Here is an 18000-nt window from a genome sequence, read left to right on the forward strand (position 1 = left end):
GAGGTGCGCAGGAGCGGGCGGGGATGGTGTCACACATCTCGGGCACCTCCGAGGTGCGGGAGCTGACGGGCGTGGGTGTTGCACGCCTCGGGCACCTCCGAGGTGCGGGAGCTGACGGGAGCGGGTGTTGCACGCCTCGGACGCCCCCGAGGCGCGGGAGCGGGCGGGGGTCGGCGCTGACCACCTCGGGCACCACCGAGGCGCGGGAGCTGACGGGCGTGGGTAGCGAACACCTCGGACGCCTCCGAGGCGCGGACCGGAAGGAGTCCGGCGGCCCGTTGCAGCGGGTCTGGGCGAGTCGAGTACTTCCGTACACCGGAGTCACCCACGTGCGGCGCACAGGGTTCCGTACCGTCACGGACTTCACCGCCGGGGAACGGGCGGCCCGGCTCCGGCAGGCGCGGACCGAGGCGGTGGCCCTTCTCGCGGGCCGCGCGAGCTGATCCGGGGACCGGGGGCCTGCCCGTTGCGCCGGGCAGAGCGGCACTTCCCGCAGTGGCAGGTTGCCTCCGCGAAGCCCGCGGGTCCTTCCGCGTCGGCAGAGGGCGTTGAGGGATGTGCTGGTATCGGGGCATGGACAACAAGCGGCGCGTGCTGATCGTCGCCTACGACGGTGCGCAGATACTCGACATCGCCTGCCCCAGTGGCGCGTTGGACATCGCCAACGGGTACGGTGCCAAGCCGCCGTACTCCGTCGAGCTGGGGACCCTGGGGCGTCGGGCCGCCCGCAGCTCGGCCGGGATCCTGATCGGAGCGGGGCAGGGGCTGGAGACGGTCGCAGGGCGGCTGGACACCCTGTTCGTGGTGGGCGGCATCGGCTGCGAGAACGCGGCGTCGGACAGGCACCTACTGGGCCAGGTGCGCCGACTGGCCGGGCTCAGTCGACGGGTGGCCTCCGTCTGTACCGGTGCGTTCGTGCTCGCCGCCGCCGGGCTGCTGGACCACCGGCGGGTGACCACCCACTGGGGGTGGGGGGAACGACTGGCCGAGCGTCACCCCGCCGTGGCCGTGGACGTCGCCCCTCTCTACATACGCGACGGCCATGTCTACACCTCGGCCGGGGTCACCAGCGCACTCGACCTGACCCTGGCGCTGATCGAGGACGACCACGGGCCGACCCTGGCACGTGCCGTCGCCCGAGAACTCGTCACTCACGTGCACCGGCCGGCCGATCAGGCGCAGATCTCCGTGTTCCTGGCCGCACCTCCGCCGGAGGACCGGCTGGTGCGGGACCTGGTGGGGCATATCGCCGGTCATCTGGCCGAGGACCTCACGCCCGTCGCCCTGGCGGCGCGGGCGGGAGTCAGCCCCCGGCACCTGACCCGCCTGTTCACCGCGCACCTCGGTACGACGCCGGCACGGGCCGTGCGCGTGGCGCGCACCGAGGCGGCAGCACATCTGGTGCGGTCCAGCGGACTGTCCATGGCGGCGATCTCCCGGCGCTGCGGTTTCGGGTCGGCGGAGACACTGCGGCAGGCGTTCCTGGACCACTACGGGATCACGGGGGACAGGATTCGCAGGATGCCGGACATGCCGACCGCGCGCGTCGCACCGAGGCGGCAGACTCCCGGCCCATGAGGCATTCGACGACACGCAGAAACGTACTCCGGGGGAGTGCGGCCACGGTCGCCCTCGCCGCCACGGCCGCGACCGCGACCGAGGCGCACGCCGTTCCGCGGGACGGCACGGGGCCGAACATCGGGATCCTGTTGTACGACGGCTACAGCCTGCTGGACCCGACAGGTCCGGCCGAGGTGCTGTCCCGGCTGCCGGGCGCGACCGTGACGATGATCGCCGCCAAGCGCGGCGCGGTCCGCACGGACACAGGGGACGTGGCCCTGGTCGCTGAGCAGTCCATCGACGAAGTGGACCGTCTCGACGTCCTCCTCGTGCCGGGCGCGGGCAACCGCGGCACCGTCGCGGCGATGAACGACAAGACGCTCCTGCGCTGGATCCGCCGCATCCACCGGCACAGCCGATGGACGACCTCCGTGTGCACCGGCAGCATCGTCCTCGCCGCGGCCGGGCTGCTGGACGGACGGCGGGCGACGACCTACTGGGCATCCGCCGAGTACCTCCAGTCCACGTTCGACGTGACCTACCTCCCGCAGCGCTACGTACGCTCAGGCAAGATCATCACTGCGGCCGGGGTGTCGGCGGGAGTGGACATGGCCCTCCATCTCGCCTCCCTCCTCTCGGACGACGACACGGCCAAGGCGATCCAACTCGCCGTCGAATACGACCCCCAACCCCCTTTCGACTCCGGCAACGCGGCTCAGGCGAGTCCCCAACTCAAGGAAAGGGCGCTGCGGTTGCTCGCCGCCTCGCAGGTGTAGCCGAGGCGCGAGCCACTGAACGGACAGGTACCGACAGCTGCACCTCCGGGACCCGCGCCCTGGATCGGTGACGGCTCCGGTGCGGGCACTGTGCCTCGACGTTTCCGATCACGCGGTCGGGCCGCTTCGCGCGCGGTGACGCCGGAGCGTTCCTCCATGGCCTGCTCCACGAGGCGGATCTTCCGCGTCGTGGAGCTGCCCTTGATCACGGCGCTCATCCTCTGGTCCTCCTCGGTGGTCGGAAGGAGACCTGTCAGCAGGACTGGGAGCAGCATGCGCCGGGCAAGGACCTCGTACGCCAAGGCTCCCTGCGGCCGACGCACGACCGGGACGGTGACCCGGATGGCGTGTTCGTTCCCCGTTTCGGGACATCCGGCCGGTCCGTTTTTCCATCGGAGCGGAGCGAAAGCCGTGAGCCGTGAGCCGGGCCGCAGGAAGAGCAGCCGACGGGGCCACGGCTGAGCCGGTCGACGCATTCGGAGCGGACCAGTCTGTTTCGAGCGCGGCGCCGACCACCGCGCGGCGCCGACCACCGCGCGGCGTCGACCACCGCGCGGCGTTGACCACCCGCCCGTCGTGACGGTCGGGCTCGGCCCCCCATTCGGCGAGCACGGCTTCCTGGTCGCCACTCACGCTCCAGCGGCAGGCAAGAGCAGACCGTTCCTCTCCTGGGCCGGGCCATCGCCCGGAGGAAGGACCCAGCCCCGGAATGGCCGTCACGGCGGATCGACCCAGTTCGAGAAGTCGGTCCCTTCGGTCCCTCGGTCCCTGCGGTCACAGCCCTCGGTCCCTGCGGTCACAGGGGCAGGGCACGCCGGATGCTGTGGGTACGGAGCCCACGGCGCGCGGTCGAGCGGATCGCGGGGGAGGGGCGGGTGTGGCGGTGGCGCGCAGTGTCGGTGGGCGGCGATGCTGTCACCGTCCCCGAGGGACCATCTGCTCGTCCTACGGGGCGGGTGGGGCACCACCTGCTGAGCCCACCCGGATGCGACCAGATCACTTGAAGTCGGATCGGTGAGGACCGGTCGCACGGTGAGCGACGTCGTTCACCCGGGGCGGCGTCCAGCACGCCCAGCGGTCAGACACGCACCTGTCGGGCTTCCCAGCGGCCGGAGCCGAGCTCCAGGGTGAACGACACCTGCTGTCCCTCCGACAGCACCCGCACGTCCGACTCAATGTCCTCGGAGCTCACGAACACCTGATCCTGGCTGCCGACGGGCACCACGAACCCGTAACCCTGGAGGCGGTTGAAGTAGGTCACACACCCCTCGATCCGGTCTTCCATGACAGCACTCTCCTTTCCCGACCCGACCCGTGCCCGGGCAGCGCCCTGCCAGGAGAACCGCGCCCCCCGGGCGCCTCCGGCGGGACACCTCCAGCTTGGCACCTCAGGAGGGACCCCGCTGCTCCTGGCCCGTGGGGCCATTCCTGCCCGGAGCAACCAGGCGGCGGAAGGCGCGATACAGCGCGAGCGCGTGATCGGCACGCAGGCGAGCGGACCTACCGACATACCTGCTGCCGGTGTGAGTACTGCGGTGACGTGGCCTTTCGGCTTCGGCCTCCGAAACCCGCCCCGAGACGACGCGCACGACCGGTCCCGTGTGCCTTGCAGGCGCGGCACTCCGCCGGGTCAGCCCAGGCGTACGTCGTCCACCGCCCAGTACCAATTGTTGCTGCCGGCGTAGCGGAAGCGCACCTGGACGTCCGTCGCCCCGGCCGGGATCCGGAGCGTGATGTTCTCCGACGCGGCCGTCGCGTCGGCCGTGTAGCTCTTGACGACCGTCTGCGGCCCGCCGTTGTACGACACGCCGACCTCGGCCCGCTGACCGGATTCGTGCCGGTAGTGGCTCTGGAACCGCAGCGTCCGGCTCGTGCCGCCGGTGACCGCCCACTTGGGCCCGATCAGCGTCGAGTCGTACGTACCGGTGAAGGGCTTGTCGGCCCACTCGTCGGAGTCCGCGACGGCGAAGACGTCACGGGAACGGACGTTCAGCTCACGCCACTGGTCGCGCTGCGACGGTGACCAGAACTCGTCCGTCGCGAACGCCCAGCCGCGCCACTCGGCGACACCGCCCGTGCCCATCCGCGAGTTGTCCACGGACCAGCCGGCCGGTGCCGTGTGCGTGAAGCCCTTCACGCCCGTGCCGATGCCCGTCTCGTCCACGCGGGACTGCAACGACGGCCGTACGGTGTCGAACGCGTCCGCGTCTGCGGTCCGCAGCGGGGTGCCGTCCACGGCTGCCGCGGAGAGGCCGACGTGGTCGAGCGCGGTGGCCGCGACGTCGACGAGCTTCACGTCGTCGCGCACCGAACCCGCCGCGATTCCGGTGCCCTTGGCGAGAACGAACGTGGCGCGCTCGGCGGGGGAGGACCCGCCGTGGCCGCCGCCGGCGGTGTGGCCGTGGTCGGTGGTGACGAGGATCTTCCAGTTCTCCTGGCCGTACGTCGGACGGGAGGTGACGGCCGTGAGCAGCTGTCCGACCAGGGTGTCCACCCGGGCGATCGCATCGAGATAGGCCTGACTGGCGGCCCCCGAGGCGTGGCCGGCCTCGTCCACCTCGCCGAGGTAGACGAAGGAGGCGTCCGGATTGCCGTTCCGCAGTTCGCCGGCCGCGGCGGAGGCGATCTTCGGGTCCTCGGAGCGGTAGCCGTTCGCGTCGCCCTTGAGGTTGAGCCGCTTGTCGACCTGCGCGGAGAAGACGGGGCCGTTCTGCGAGGTGGAGGTGAGGGGTTCCCAGTCGGCGGCCGCGTAGGTGTTCAGCGCCGGGTTCGCGTTCTCGATCCGCGTGAGGAAGTCGGGGTGGGTGCCGTACTGCTTGCCGGTGAAGGAGTTGTTCCGTACTCCGTGCTTGTCGGGCCACACGCCGGTCGCGAGGGTCGACCAGCCGGGGCCCGAGGAGGTGGCCGCCATCGGCTGGGCGTAGAGCGAGCTGCGGGCGGTCAGGCCCTGGCTCATGATCCCCTGGAGGTGCGGTGCGCGGGCCGCCTTCAGCCGGTCGAGGACGACGCCGTCGAGGCCGATGACCAGAACCTTGTTCGTGTGGGCTTCTGCGGCAGGGGAGTCGGCGGGACCGGAGGCTGCTTGGGTCGCCGGTGCGGCCGCACCCGCAGGGACGGTGCCCGCCAGCAGTGCGCCCGCGGTGACCGCCACCGCGAGGGCGCCGCGACGCGTGGAGCGGGACGAGAAAATGTGCACGTGGTCCTCCGTGGACGGATCCGTGGAACAGGGGGCGCCGCGGACCGGCCCGCCCTCCTTGGCGCACCCCCGAGAGGAACGCGCGGGAGAACGTGACCTGCCGATCACGGCACCGCGCTCGGGACGCCTCCTGTGCACTGTCCGGGTGGAGGGTTGCCGGACGGTGTCCGGTGCGCTTCCGAGGGACGACGGGGAGGGGGCGGGGCCACACGCAGACCGCCGCGACCTGGCGGCAGGACGGGGGCCGGTACGCCCGAGCACGCGGGCCGCACCTGCCGGGGCTCTGCGGGTCGGTCAACTCCCGCCTGCGACTGTGCGATGCGGAGGCCGCGGTACGAGAGCCCCTCCGTGGAAGTGCAGCACGCCCGTGCCCGGCGTCGTGGCGGAGCTGTCATCGAGCCGTCCGCGTTCGGAGTCTCGGTTCGAGCCGCGCGGGTCTGCACGTCCAGCACCATGGCCGCTTGGGCAACGTTTTTGACGGTGCGTCACTTCGGCGTGAGGGGCACTGATGCGGGGCTAGCCGAGGTTCAGCACCTCGTCGTCCGCGTGCGTGCCGAACTCGGCGACGCGCACCTCCGCGACGTGCTCGTACCGGCTGATCCGGTCGGTGCGCTCCGCGTCGACGCCGAACGCCACTTGCGCGAAGCCCACCTTCCCGACGGCCTGGGCCAGACCCGCATCGCCGGGCGCCAGCAGCCGCACCGGCGCGTCGAGCGCCACCGTGTTCGGCGGTACGAAGTACTCGTCCGGCAGAACGGTGCGTGCATGGACGAGCGCGCCGACGGCGACCACCGAGCCGGCCCCCAACCGTGCGCGCTGGAGGACGGTCGCCCCGGTCGCCACGTAGACGCACCTTTCCACCGTGCAGCCCAGCAGCGTGGCGTGCGGCCCCACGAAGACGTGATCGCCGACGAGCACCGGCTGATCGCCGACGGCCGCGGACCCCCGCAGCACCGCGTTCTCGCAGATCACCGTGGCCTCCCCGACCTCGATCCGCGACCCCTCGGCGTCGAGCACCGCACCGTACATCACCCGCGCCCTCGGCCCCACGAGCACCTCACCGACGAGCGTGGCCGTCGGGGCGACGTAGGCGGTGGGGTGGACCTGCGGTGCGTGCCCGCGGTGCCGGATGCGAATTCCCTGTACGTGCTCGGTCATTGGTGGATTCTCGCCCGACCGGCCGCGAGCGTACTGGCGGATTTCGGACGTCGTCCTCGTCGAGACCTGCACCCCCGCGATCGAGCGCTTCCAGGGCGAACGGTGCTGGTACGGCGCTGGGCGCGGCTCCGCCGCGGGTCGGGTGGTCTTGTGCCTGCCGGGCTCTGTTCCCGACACTGCGGTCAGGGGATCCGGCCCGGGGGTGGGGATGGCAGCTCGGCGCAGGCGTCGCAGACGCTCGAAGAAGCAGCGGCAGCAGTTCACGCGCTGGGGCGCGATGGCCGGTGCGGTCCTGTCGGTGCTCCTGGTGGCGAACTGGAACACCGTGTGGCCCTACCTCGCCGGCGCTGCGGCGCTCGCGCTCCTCGGGAGCGCCGGGTGGTGGCTGTGGCGGGCGCACCGGCGGGAGCGGGCGGGGGACGCGGCCTGGCGGGTGGCGGAGGAGCACAGGGCGCGCGAGCTGACGATGGCGGCGGTGGACGCGATGTCGTGGCAGGAGTTCGAGACCTACGTCGCGCAGCTGTGCGTGCGCGACGGCTGCACCGAGGTGCTGGTCAGCGGCAGGACGGGTGACCTGGGCGCGGACGTCGTCGGCTACCTCCCCGACGGGAAACGCCTGGTCGTGCAGTGCAAGCACTATGCGCCCGCACGCTCGGTGGGCTCGGGGGACATGCAGAAGTTCGTGGGCACCGCGAGGCCGGAGCACCGGGCGGACGTGGCCCTGTACGTGACGACGGGGCGGGCCTTCACCCGCGACGCACAGGGCCTCGCGCTGCGCAACGACATCGTCGCGATCCACCGCGACCTGCTCGGTTCCTGGGTGAAGGGGGCCACCCTGCAATCCTTGCTGCCGTTGAACGGTTCCGGCGGCGGCAGCGGCCGCCGTCCCCGCAAGTCCTGACGGCGGGAGAGGGCGACGGCCTGTGCGGGGTCGGTCCGAGTCTGTCCCCTGCCATGTCACTGCCGTGCCCCCTGCCGTCTCCCCCGCTCGCGCGCGGCACGGGGGTGCCGCGGTGGGGGCAACCAACCGTACGCACGCGGCCCGTGCACGCCCTTCCGTCGTGTCCGCGCATGCGCTCGTACGCGAACGTGGCTCGCGCACCCGCCCGTACGCGCACGCGGCTCGCGCACCCGCCCATACGCGCACGCGGAGTGCGCACCCGTCCGCCCGTCGTGTTACGCGCGCCTGCGGCGTCCACGGGAGCGGGCGCGGCACACTCGGCCGTACCGGGGACCCGCGGCGGGGCGCGTAACGGCGACAACAGCGGGCACACGCAGCGGAACACGGCGGCAACAGCGGATACACGCAGCGGAACCAGCGCACGACGACGGGAGCATGATGCCGAATCCGGCCCGTGACGAACACGGTGGCAGCGGCGTTCACGGACACGACGGCCGCCCCGCGTCCGGCGTACTGGTGCTGCTCGGGCTTCTCGCCGTCTGCTTCGCGGTGGCCGGCATCGGAGCCTGGGCGTCGGCCGACGCGGGCTCGGTGTACCAGTCGCTGGACCGGCCCGCCTGGGCGCCGCCGGGGTGGCTCTTCGGGCCGGTGTGGACCGTCCTGTACATCACGATCGCGGTCGCCGCGTGGCTGGTGCTGCGCCGCCCGGCCGGGTCCGTCCGTACGGCCATGACGTGGTGGTCCGTCCAACTGGCCCTCAACCTCGCCTGGTCCCCGCTCTTCTTCGCGGCCGGCGAGTACGGCCTGGCCTTCCTCGACATCTGCCTCCTGCTGGTGGCTCTCGCGGTCACGATGATGACGTTCGCGCGGCACCGCAGGAGCGCGGCCCTGCTGCTCGTTCCTTACGCGGCCTGGGTCGCGTTCGCCGCCGCCCTGAACCTGTCGATCTGGCTGTCCCACACCTGAGGCCGTCCGGCTGTCCCATACCCGAGGGCAGAAGGTCGCGAGCGCGTGCGGCCGGAACGTGGCGCGAGAAGCGGACGCCGGACGTCACCTCGTGCCCGGCACCCGTGTGGGTGCCTCAACGGACGCGCCTTGTCGTCGGCGGCCGCTTCCGGAGGGCGTCGGCCACCGCCTGTTCACTATCCCGTCCGGGGGCGACCGCATGAATCCGACGCGTCGCCGCCTCCGTGGCGTTCGACGGCCTGCCGCCGTTACGTCACGCCCGTCACCGGACCGCGCAACGACGACCCGCGACGTCCGTCGCCCGGCTGTCCCGTTCCGCACCGGCACGGCCGAAGTCGGCCGCCCGGCCGCCCCACTAGGCTCCGAGGCCGGTCCCGGCGACCGTGCGGCGTGCAGCGCCGGTTCGCAGGCGACCGACCTGGCGCACAGTGCGGGGGAAACAGCCGAGAACAGCCGAGAACAGCCCAGAACAGCCGAGAACAGCCGTGCCCGGGGCTCAGTGGCGCCCCGGGCACGGCTGTCTCTGCCTAGATGCCGAACGGTGCGGCGTAGCGGACGGTGCCGCTGGGCAGCGGGTGGTCGGCGTCGAGGGCGAGGGCCATCATGGCCTCGTCCGGGACGTCGATGCTGAGTCCGATGCCGTACTGGGAAGCGCGGGTGAAGCCGAAGCGCGGGTAGTACGCCGGGTGTCCGAGGACGGTGACGAAGTGCTCCCCGTGCTCTTTGGCTGCCTGCAACGAGGCACGGATTGCCGCAGAGCCGGCGCCGGTCTTCTGGTGTTCGGGCCGGACGGCGACGGGACCCAGGCACAGGGCCGGGGCGTCGTCGATGTGGCAGCGCGTCAGCAGCGCGTAGCCGATGAGCCTGCCGTCCTGATCGGTGGCGACGAGGGACAGTCCGTTGACCCACGCGGGGTCGGCGCGAAGGGCGTCGACGAGGTCGGCCTCCAACGGAGTGTCGAACGCGGCGAGGCCGATGTCGCGGATGGCGGGGATGTCGGCGCTGGTCTCGACGCGCGTGATCCAGTTGATGCTCATGAAGAGGGGGATCCGTTTCGTGGTCGGTTCGTGTCGGTGTCGCCCCGCGAGCTCACGCTCCCAGCGAGGCGGGTCCGGATGAGGTCAGGCCACGGCCCGGGACGTGAGGGTGGTCCGGGCAGAGCACACGGCAGTGGCCTTGAGCGCGGTCATCAACCTCACCTCCCCATTTCCTCGATCCGGATCCGACACGAACGCCCGACACCGTATCACCCCGCCACGAGCGACCTCTCAAGTGCCCGATTTCCAGGTCGACTTGACGCCCTCCAGATGACGCGCAAGGGCACAGCGACGGCCCCGAACCCAGCTCACCGCGCGGTAGGGCGGGAAGAACGTCAGGTGCTGTCCGCTGTCTGCTGTCTGCTGTCCACGGACTTCTTCGACCGATTCGGCCGGGGCCGGTTCCGTCTGCCCGGTCACGACCGCGGAGACAGAAGGACGTCATGGCGTCTGCTCAGTTCTTGTGTGCGGTCACCAGGGCGAAGGAGAGGAACTCTCCCTCGTCTGCGGTGAGCATGTCGATGACGGGCTGGTTCGCGTTCCGGCTGTGGGGGCGGTGTTCAGCGCCCGCCCGGGTCCAGAGCAGCCAGTCCCGCCAGGCGTCCTGCTGCAGCCGCGCCGACGTGACCTTCACCAGCTCGGTGATCTCCCACTGGAAGCGCCACCACTCCGCCGTGTGCCAGGCGATCGCTTCCCAGCCGACCACTTCCTTGATGTGGGGCGGGATCATCCCCAGCTCGCGGACCTCCCGTGTCATGGCGGGGGTCGCCACGCCCAGTTGGCCGCCGGACCGGAGGAACCGCAGTAGGTAGGGCAGGTAGTTGTCGGCCGTGCCGAAGTACTCGAAGGCGTCCACGCTGACGATCGCGTCGAAGCTCCGCTCCTCGAACGGCAGGGCGTGCGCCTCCGCGCGTACGGCCTCCACCAGGTCGCCGACACCCGCCTGGGCGAAGACGGCCGCCGCTTGTTCGGGGGCGATCCACAGGTCGGCCGCCACGACCTCGACTCCGTACTCGCGGGCCAGGAACACCGACGTGGCGCCCTTGCCGGAGCCGAGGTCGAGAACCCGCATCCCCGGCCGCAGTTCGAGATCATGGCTGAGGTCTTCCAGCAGCCACAACGGGTTCGGCCCCATGTCGAGGTCGAGCAACCAGGCGGGGTCGTAGCGAGAGGAGCGCGGGTAGCGGTCGGGACGTACGAGATCGTTCAAGGCAGTCACGAGCACGGACCCAAGCCGATCGCGTGCACGGTCGCAACCCGTTTTGCTCACCACATCGGCGGACCGACCGGTAGGCCCCTTGGCCACGGCAACGGCAACGGGAAGGGCGGAGCAACACCTGGGTGTCCGGGGGGCCGACCCGATTCCCCTCACGCGGAAGAGCGAAGGGGCTGGATCGTCCGTATCGGGCTTCGGTGAACCGCTCCGGCGATACCGTGGTGGGACACGCCAGCGAGAAGCCCAGGAGCCCCGGATGAGCCAGCAGCCGGCCCCCGCGCCCGTGCCCGACCGTCAGCCCCTCGATGAGCACGCCGCCGAATCGGCCCGTGCGTACGCGGCCGCGGAGCGCGCCAAGACGGACGTCCTCGCGTCGGTCCTGGAGGACATCGCCGCCAACGGCTACCCCTCGCCGGAGTCCGGCGTGCCGTGGGAGGCCGCCCGTGACGCCCACCTCGCCCGCCTCGCGGACGAGCAGCCCCGTGTCGCCTGAGCACGGACCGCGCCGCTCGCGCGTCATCATGGTGGAGCCCGCACTCACCCAGCTGGCGAAGCTCACCGCGAGCGAGACGCACCGCCTGGACCGCGCGATCGTCGCGGTCAGCGTCAACCCGGAGCTGGGCACCGAGGTGCCCGGGACGCTGCTGCGCGACTACGTCGACGCGATCGACGGTGTCCGGGTGATCTTCTACGTGACGGCCCTCCGGACGGTCACGATCGTGGCGTACGTCGAAGCCTGAAGAAGCCTGAACACGGCGTCAGCGACCCGGAAGCGAGCGGGTGCGGGGCGCTGGTGTGTCGGCTGCTCCGAGGCGGGTGGACGCCGTCTCTCTGGGTGGGCGGCGACCCGCATGCGCGACGGGTACCGCGAGTCCGGTCAGGCGGTTGGTGCCGTCGTTGGAGGCAGGGCGTCTGTCCCTGCGGCACCCTCGCAGTGCCGCGACACCTGCCGCAGCGCTTCCAGCAAGGCGGGGGGATGGTCCACGGTGAACGGCAGGCCGAGCGCGGCGAGGTAGACGGCCAGTCTCAGCGGCGTGGCGGCGCCCATGTGCACCAGGCACCGCTGGTCGTCGAGCGGCTCGACCCGGGCTACCGGCGGTACCCGCTCGCGGACGGTCGCTGCCGGCGCCTGCACGGACGCGACCGTGCGGCACGGGCCCAGTGTCGAGGCCACGCCCTTGGCCACGAAGTCGATGGCGTCCTCCGGCGGCAGAGCCCGGCCGGGGAAGGAGGGCCCCAGGGGCGTGCGCGGCTGGAGCCGGTCGATGCGGAACGTCCGCCAATCGTTGCGATCGGTGTCCCACGCCACCAAGTACCAGCGGGTACCGGTCGATACGAGGTGGTGCGGTTCGGCGTCGCGGACGGTGGCATTGCCGCCGTGATCGCGGTAGTCGAAACGCACCCGCCGCCGGTCCCGGCAGGCGGCGGCCAGTGTGGTCAGCACGCCGCCGTCGACGGCCGGGCCGGTTCCCGGGAGGGGCACCGTAGAGGCTGCGAGCGCGGCCACACGGGGGCGCAGGCGAGCCGGCAGCACCTGTTCGAGCTTGGCCAGCGCTCGGAGAGATGTCTCCTCGATACCGCCCACCGCCTGGGCCGTGGCCGTACGCAGGCCGATCGCCACCGCGACCGCCTCCTCGTCGTCCAGCACCAGGGGTGGCAGCCGGGCGCCGGAACCCAACCGGTAGCCACCCGCGGTGCCGGAGGTCGCCGTCACCGGGTAGCCGAGGTTACGGAGGCGTTCGATGTCGGAGCGGATGGTCCTGGTGCTGACACCGAGCCGGCCGGCCAGCTCCGGCCCCGGCCAGTCGATGCGTGCCTGGAGCAACGACAGCAGCCGTAGCATCCGCGCCGCAGGATCTCTCGTGGTCATGTCGTCCAGTCTCTAGCCCGCTGCGGAAGTCCTGTTTCCGCAATGGCTGCCATGGTGAGGGCTCCTCGAACAGAAAGGGACCTCCATGCAAGCAGCACTGGTGACAGGCGGGTCACGAGGGATCGGGCGGGCCGTCGTCGAACGGCTCGCGGACGAGGGCACCACGGTGGTGTTCAGCTACGCGGCCGACGAGCGGGCAGCTCTGCAGGTGGAGAAGACGTGCCGAGGGCGGGCTTTCGCCGTGCGCGCGGACGCGGCCGACCACGACCAGATGGAGCGACTGTTCACCATGGCGGACAAGGTGTTCGCCGACAGAGCAGCGGGGCCGCTCTCCGCACTGGTGAACAACGCGGGTGTCATCGACCACGCGCCGATCGACGAACTGACCCCGGAGAGGTTCGAGCGGGTGATGGCGGTCAACGTGCGCGGCGCGTTCCTTGCCGTGCAGGCGGCAGCCCGCCGCATGGCCGACGGCGGCCGGATCGTCATGGTCTCCTCCACCAGCACCGCATGGCCCAGCGTGGGCGAGTCGGTGTACGCCGCGAGCAAGGCGGCAATCGAGCAGCTCACCCGCGTCGCCTCCCGGGAACTGGGGCGGCGCGGGATCACCGTCAATGCGGTATCACCCGGCCCCACCGACACGGACATGCTGCGCGCCAGCACACCGCCCGAAGCGGTGGCCGGGGTGGCGCACATGACGGCACTGGGCCGGGTGGGCACGCCCGCCGACATCGCGGCCGTCGTCGCACTGCTGCTCACCCCGGACGCAGCCTGGCTCACCGGCCAGAACCTCGTAGCCGACGGAGGCCTGGTGTGACGGAGAGGATGGCGCCTGCTGCTCCCCGTCCTCCCGGCAGGGCTCTGCCGACGACCGAAGAGGCCCAGGGGATGAGCGAGTCGATCGAAGAGAGCCCCCGACACGGAAGGTCTCCCGCGGGCGCACCCGGGTACCGCCTCGATACGGGCGCGCCCCGCCCCGGTCGTACGCGCGCAGCGGGCGGTACGGGCGCTGTCGCTGACCGGATCCTGGACGGCCCAGCCCGCCGCGGAGGGGCGCGCCGCCCCGGTCCTGCTCGTTCAGCGGGCCTCGGGGACGAGAACGACCTTCCCCGTCGTGGCCCGTGCCCCCAGGGCAGTGTGCGCCTCGGCGGCGCGTGACAGCGGGAAGGCCTGGAAGGCGGGAACCAGGCTGCCGTCGGCGGCCGCCGCGAGGGCGCGCGCCTCGTCGGCTGAGGCGTCCTGCCCCTGCAGCAGCAGGTCCAGCGCGTCGGTGAAACGCACGCCGCGCGCCGTGAGCTCCGTCTCGTCGGGCCGGAACTCCTCCCGCGAGGCCGCGCCTATGCTGAGGTAGCGCCCGCCTTCGGCCAGCAGCCCGAACGCGGCCCGGCCCTTGTCGCCCTCGACGCCGTCCAGGACGACCGTGACGCCGCGCCCGCCCAGGGCGTCGCGGACGGTGTCCGTCCAGTCCGCCTCGTTGTAGTCGACGGCGACGTCCGCCCCCAGTTCCCGTACGGCGATCGTCTTGGCCGGCCCACCGGCCGCGCCGACGACCGTGGCGCCGAGGCGGTGGGCGTACTGCACCACGAGGCGGCCGATCCCGCCGGCGGCGGAGGTGATCAGGACGACGTCGTCGGCGGTGAGTTCCGCGAGGTCGAGCAGGCCGATGGCGGTGGTGCCGGTCACGACCATGGTGACGGCGACCTCGTACCCCAGTCCGGCGGGGATCCGGTGCAGGGAGGTCACGTCGGCGACGGCGAGTTCGGCGTAGCCGCCCGGCATGCCGCCCTTGGTCGTCACCCCGGTGCCGATCCAGCCTCCGTCCACCCCCGGACCGACCGCGTCGACGACGCCGGCCACCTCGCCGCCGAAGACGGCGGGTAGTTCGGGGAGCGGCGGGCCGATGTCCAGGCCCTGCCGCATCGCCGTCTCGATCTGGTGCACTCCTGCGGCGCGCACCGACACCCGGACCTGGCCCGGTCCCGGCACCGGGTCGGGCACGGTCTCGTAGCGGAGGTTCTCGGCGGGTCCGAACTCGTGCAGGACGACGGCTCGCATGACTGTTCCTTCCGGCGTGGCTCTCGCGGACGACTCAGACTCTGTTTCCTCGACTGCACTTGAGGTCAAGCACTCCGCGAATCGCCTGCGACGGCCCTGTTTTCGTACAGCTACGAGGTGCACGATTTCGGCCGCAGGGGCGAGGTGCAGCCATCTGCTGCGGCAGCACGGGGACGGCGGAGCGGACCTGAGGGTCGACGACTGACGGAACTCGCTGCCCGCAGCGTGCGCATGTCCGCCGTTCCGGCACCGCACACCGAGGAAGGTCGACCGGTACCTCACCGGCGCGGGCATGCCGCGGCCCTCCGCGCGGTGACCGTACTGCCCACGGCGGTGTCCGCTTCGTAGGGCCGCGGTCATGCCCTACGACCCCGCGGGGGGTTCCCCCCGTTGCGGCCCGGGGGATCGCCCCATGTCCGAGTGGCGCTGCCGACGGGCACGATTCGTCCATGACTTTACAGCGAACAAGCATCCGCATTGTGGTTGGTGCGACGGTCCTCGGCAGTGTGTCCGCCCTGATGGCTCCGGTCTCGGCGGCGTCCGGCTCCCCCACCAGTGAGCGGGTACGAGGTGGGGCCTTGGTCTCCGTCGAGCATGCGGCCGACCTCACAGCGGAGGGGGTGGCCGGGGAGCTCCGGGGAAAGATCGACTCGTCCCGGGTGCGCCATGGCGTGACCGCCTATCGGGTCACCTACCGCACCACCGACAGCGCGGGCGCGCCCACGACCGCAAGCCAGCTCGTCGTCCTGCCCAAGAACAGGGCGCGCCACCTGTCCACCGTCTCCTGGTTGCACGGCACCACCGTCCATCGCAAGGACGTCGCCTCGGAGAACCCGAAGTCGAACGACCGGCTCGTCGCCCTGCTGCTTGCCTCGACAGGGCGGGCCGTTTCGGCGCCCGACTACGTGGGCCTCGGCTCGGGCGAAGGCTTCCACCCGTACGGTGACCCCGGGGCCACCGTCGCGGCATCGGTGGACGGACTGCGCGCGGCCCGGACCTTCGCCCACCGCAGCGGCCGGGAGCTGAAACGCAAGGTGCAGGTCAGCGGGTTCTCGCAGGGCGGCCCCGCGACCATGCTGGTGGGCCGGGCGCTTCAGCAGGAGGGCGCCGACCGCTACTTCCGGCTCGGGGCGCTCGCCCCGGTCAGCGGCCCCTACAACCTCTCGGCCTTCGAGGCCGCCGCGGCCAATGACGTGTCCTCCCCGGCCACTCGGCCTACTGCGCAGACCAGTTGACGAGCAACGGCGCCGCCCGCCGGCTGATCGACGTCGGTGACTACGACCACAACGGATCGGTGCGGGAAGCCCTGCCCCGCATCATCGAGTTCTTCGACGATGCGGCAAGGACCAAGTGAAGCACGCCACCGACAAGGGCTGGAGGCAGGGGATGTACGCGCAGCTGCCCGCCCGCCCCCATGCCTCCGCCGTACGCCAGACGCCAGCCAGGCGGGAGGACGCCGCACTTTGGGCCTCGGGCGCGGGCGGGCCGGGCACCGTCGCGGCCCCGGCGCCCAGGCCCAGATCCGAGCGGCTGTTCCTCTCCAGCTCGGACCGACCGTCGGGGTTTACGTGCGTCCGGCGCAGCGGGGACAACGCCCGCCGGTCCGCGTCGGTGAGTGTTGGCCCACCTCTGCGTTCGGTCTCTCAAGCCCGCTGTATTGAAAGTGAGTCGGTTTGCCGTTGCGACGAGGAAGACGCCGCCCTGCGGGCCCCTGGGCGTGCCGGGAGCGCCGCTGGCGACCCGCATCCCAGGTCGGGCCCCATCCGGCGTCGGAATCGCCTCACGCACCGCGCCGTCCCTCGGCCGGTGTTCCGACCTCCGAGGTCGTGAAGGCGACCAGCCCCCGGCGTTCGCAAGCACGGCCCGGAGGGCCCGTGACCCACCTCAGCAACATCGGAGGGGTGCGTGCATGCGGTCCTGACGGACTCCTGGCGTCAGGCGACCACGGCGGGGCTCTTGCGGCAGCATCCCGAGCCGGGTGTGACAGGGGTCCGTGTGCCCTGGTGCTCCTGTCGCTCGATTCGCGACAGCCAACGCACGGTCTGCCCGTGTTCATCGACGTGCGAGGGCTGTGCTGCCCGCCGCCGTGGCGGGTCGGTGGACGTCCGGTCGGAGGGGGCGACGTTCCCGGCGGGGCATCCCTGCCAGGTGTACGGCGGCGACCTTACCGGGACGGCAGGCACTGGCCGCCCTCACCCTGGCCGGGACGTGTGAGGGCGGCAAGGCGTCTGCGCCATCGCCTCCCCGTCTCGTACGAGAGGGCGACCGGGGGCATGTTAATCGGCGATCCGGGCCGGCAGGACCATCCAGCCCGAGTCGGCCGTTGTGAAGAACGAGTCGTGCCGCAGTGCGTACGCTCCGAGCCGTCCGGCCGTTTTCCAGGAGGAGCCGCGCATGACTGAGAACCCCTCTGTACCCGGTCCGTGCGAGGACCTGGCCCTGCACAACGACTGGTTCGTCTCGGGATGGGAGCATGTCCTGCCCCGCCAGGGGTTCGCCCTGACCATGCTGATCGGGACCGCGAGCCAGTCCGGCCTCACCGGCTCGCTGGACGACCTGCTCCAGGAGATCTTCGGCGGCCCCTGGGACATGATCGGTGGCGATCTCGACGGTGCACTCACGTTCTCCTGGCCCGATGAGGAGTGGGACTACGAGGACGCGCCGGAGGGCCGGGAGGCGAGCGAGGCGCAACGTGGGGAGAAGTTCGGCGCCATGCTCACGGCCGCGGGCTTCCCGGTGCCCAAAACGGTACGGGACCTGTCCGAGCTTTACGTGACCTGGGGACTGGCCGGCCGCGAGGAGACGCCGGAGGGCATCCGGTGGACGATGCCCGTCGTACTGCCGCTGCCCGGCGACCTGTTGACCCTGGACCCCGAGCTCGCCGAACGGCTCGACAAGAACCGCTGGACGATGCGCACCGGCCCGCTCGTCAACGAACTCGTCAACCATCTGGTCGACGATCTGGGTGAACCGCAGGAGATCCTCACCTCCCTGGACCGACTGGCGACGGCCACCGGCCAGGACACCGACAACGTCCGCCTCGCCCTCGCGGAGTTCGCGCGGTCCGGGGACGCCCAGGTGTACCGCGGACGCGAGTCGGCCGACGCGGAACGCCTGGAGGCACACCAGCGGTTCCGCCTGGTCATGGACTGGGAGCACTTCCACACGACCCGGATCCGGCTGGGCGTCGCGGGCGACGACGCGTGACGCGGCGGGTGCCGGACCTCTGCGCGCCCTCGGTTCGCAGGGCCAGGGCCCGCAGGGA

17 protein-coding genes are annotated in these 18000 nt (G+C 71.7%); 10 read left to right on the top strand and 7 right to left on the bottom strand.

The window, feature by feature from the left end; all coding sequences use genetic code 11:
* The first annotated feature begins 591 nt into the window (after positions 1-591).
* Together ACQPZG_RS03770 and ACQPZG_RS03775 are read left to right on the top strand one after the other, a co-directional pair.
* Positions 592-1578, top strand: coding sequence for a GlxA family transcriptional regulator (locus ACQPZG_RS03770; protein WP_433544634.1), 987 nt, complete (start codon positions 592-594; stop codon positions 1576-1578).
* Complete coding sequence (locus ACQPZG_RS03775) at positions 1575-2336, top strand: DJ-1/PfpI family protein (RefSeq protein WP_433544309.1); 762 nt, start codon at positions 1575-1577, stop codon at positions 2334-2336. Before ACQPZG_RS03770 ends, ACQPZG_RS03775 begins: the two co-directional genes overlap by 4 nt.
* Before the next feature lie 1078 nt (positions 2337-3414).
* On the opposite strand, the gene ACQPZG_RS03780 is transcribed toward ACQPZG_RS03775, so the two are convergent.
* From ACQPZG_RS03780 to ACQPZG_RS03790, 3 genes are all read right to left on the bottom strand, one after another.
* A complete protein-coding gene (locus ACQPZG_RS03780; RefSeq protein WP_433544310.1) occupies positions 3415-3621 on the bottom strand; it encodes a cold shock domain-containing protein in 207 nt (68 codons plus the stop codon).
* A gap of 345 nt (positions 3622-3966) precedes the next feature.
* Positions 3967-5532 (bottom strand): alkaline phosphatase family protein, encoded by a 1566-nt coding sequence (locus tag ACQPZG_RS03785; protein ID WP_433544311.1) that lies wholly within the window; start codon positions 5530-5532, stop codon positions 3967-3969.
* A gap of 516 nt (positions 5533-6048) precedes the next feature.
* Positions 6049-6690 (bottom strand): gamma carbonic anhydrase family protein, encoded by a 642-nt coding sequence (locus ACQPZG_RS03790; protein WP_433544312.1) that lies wholly within the window; start codon positions 6688-6690, stop codon positions 6049-6051.
* 208 nt (positions 6691-6898) lie between these two features.
* Between ACQPZG_RS03790 and ACQPZG_RS03795 the strand changes: the two genes are divergently transcribed.
* Both ACQPZG_RS03795 and ACQPZG_RS03800 read left to right on the top strand, forming a co-directional pair.
* Positions 6899-7591: a restriction endonuclease gene (locus tag ACQPZG_RS03795; RefSeq protein WP_433544313.1), complete on the top strand. Its 693-nt coding sequence runs from the start codon at positions 6899-6901 to the stop codon at positions 7589-7591.
* 435 nt (positions 7592-8026) lie between these two features.
* The gene (locus ACQPZG_RS03800) at positions 8027-8557 is read left to right on the top strand and encodes a TspO/MBR family protein (protein ID WP_433544314.1); all 531 of its coding nucleotides are present in this window, start codon (positions 8027-8029) and stop codon (positions 8555-8557) included.
* A 527-nt stretch (positions 8558-9084) separates the two neighbouring features.
* Here ACQPZG_RS03800 and ACQPZG_RS03805 read toward each other — a convergent pair.
* Both ACQPZG_RS03805 and ACQPZG_RS03810 read right to left on the bottom strand, forming a co-directional pair.
* Positions 9085-9594 carry a GNAT family N-acetyltransferase gene (locus tag ACQPZG_RS03805; protein ID WP_433544315.1) on the bottom strand — a complete coding sequence of 170 codons (510 nt, stop codon included), beginning with the start codon at positions 9592-9594 and terminating at the stop codon, positions 9085-9087.
* Between the two features lie 454 nt (positions 9595-10048).
* The gene (locus ACQPZG_RS03810; protein ID WP_433544316.1) at positions 10049-10813 is read right to left on the bottom strand and encodes an SAM-dependent methyltransferase; all 765 of its coding nucleotides are present in this window, start codon (positions 10811-10813) and stop codon (positions 10049-10051) included.
* A 253-nt stretch (positions 10814-11066) separates the two neighbouring features.
* On the opposite strand from ACQPZG_RS03810, the gene ACQPZG_RS03815 reads away from it, so the two are divergent.
* Positions 11067-11303 (top strand): hypothetical protein, encoded by a 237-nt coding sequence (locus ACQPZG_RS03815; RefSeq protein WP_433544317.1) that lies wholly within the window; start codon positions 11067-11069, stop codon positions 11301-11303.
* Positions 11293-11550 (top strand): hypothetical protein, encoded by a 258-nt coding sequence (locus tag ACQPZG_RS03820; RefSeq protein ID WP_433544318.1) that lies wholly within the window; start codon positions 11293-11295, stop codon positions 11548-11550. The genes ACQPZG_RS03815 and ACQPZG_RS03820 overlap by 11 nt, the downstream gene beginning before the upstream one ends.
* Positions 11551-11687: 137 nt before the next feature.
* Here ACQPZG_RS03820 and ACQPZG_RS03825 read toward each other — a convergent pair whose 3' ends face one another.
* Positions 11688-12680, bottom strand: coding sequence for a helix-turn-helix transcriptional regulator (locus ACQPZG_RS03825; protein ID WP_433544319.1), 993 nt, complete (start codon positions 12678-12680; stop codon positions 11688-11690).
* A gap of 85 nt (positions 12681-12765) precedes the next feature.
* Between ACQPZG_RS03825 and ACQPZG_RS03830 the strand changes: the two genes are divergently transcribed.
* The gene (locus tag ACQPZG_RS03830; protein ID WP_433544320.1) at positions 12766-13497 is read left to right on the top strand and encodes an SDR family oxidoreductase; all 732 of its coding nucleotides are present in this window, start codon (positions 12766-12768) and stop codon (positions 13495-13497) included.
* 260 nt (positions 13498-13757) lie between these two features.
* On the opposite strand, the gene ACQPZG_RS03835 is transcribed toward ACQPZG_RS03830, so the two are convergent.
* Entirely contained in the window at positions 13758-14735 is a 978-nt protein-coding gene (locus ACQPZG_RS03835) for a zinc-binding dehydrogenase (RefSeq protein WP_433544321.1), read from the bottom strand.
* Between the two features lie 449 nt (positions 14736-15184).
* Between ACQPZG_RS03835 and ACQPZG_RS03840 the strand changes: the two genes are divergently transcribed.
* From ACQPZG_RS03840 to ACQPZG_RS03850, 3 genes are all read left to right on the top strand, one after another.
* Positions 15185-15970, top strand: a complete 786-nt coding sequence (locus ACQPZG_RS03840) for a lipase family protein (RefSeq protein ID WP_433544322.1) — start codon at positions 15185-15187, stop codon at positions 15968-15970.
* Positions 15967-16089 carry a hypothetical protein gene (locus ACQPZG_RS03845; RefSeq protein WP_433544323.1) on the top strand — a complete coding sequence of 41 codons (123 nt, stop codon included), beginning with the start codon at positions 15967-15969 and terminating at the stop codon, positions 16087-16089. Before ACQPZG_RS03840 ends, ACQPZG_RS03845 begins: the two co-directional genes overlap by 4 nt.
* A gap of 1040 nt (positions 16090-17129) precedes the next feature.
* Positions 17130-17942 carry a DUF6042 family protein gene (locus ACQPZG_RS03850; RefSeq protein WP_433544324.1) on the top strand — a complete coding sequence of 271 codons (813 nt, stop codon included), beginning with the start codon at positions 17130-17132 and terminating at the stop codon, positions 17940-17942.
* Positions 17943-18000 lie beyond the last annotated feature (58 nt).

Source organism: Streptomyces sp. CA-294286, from assembly GCF_050947155.1.
Classification (GTDB): domain Bacteria; phylum Actinomycetota; class Actinomycetes; order Streptomycetales; family Streptomycetaceae; genus Streptomyces.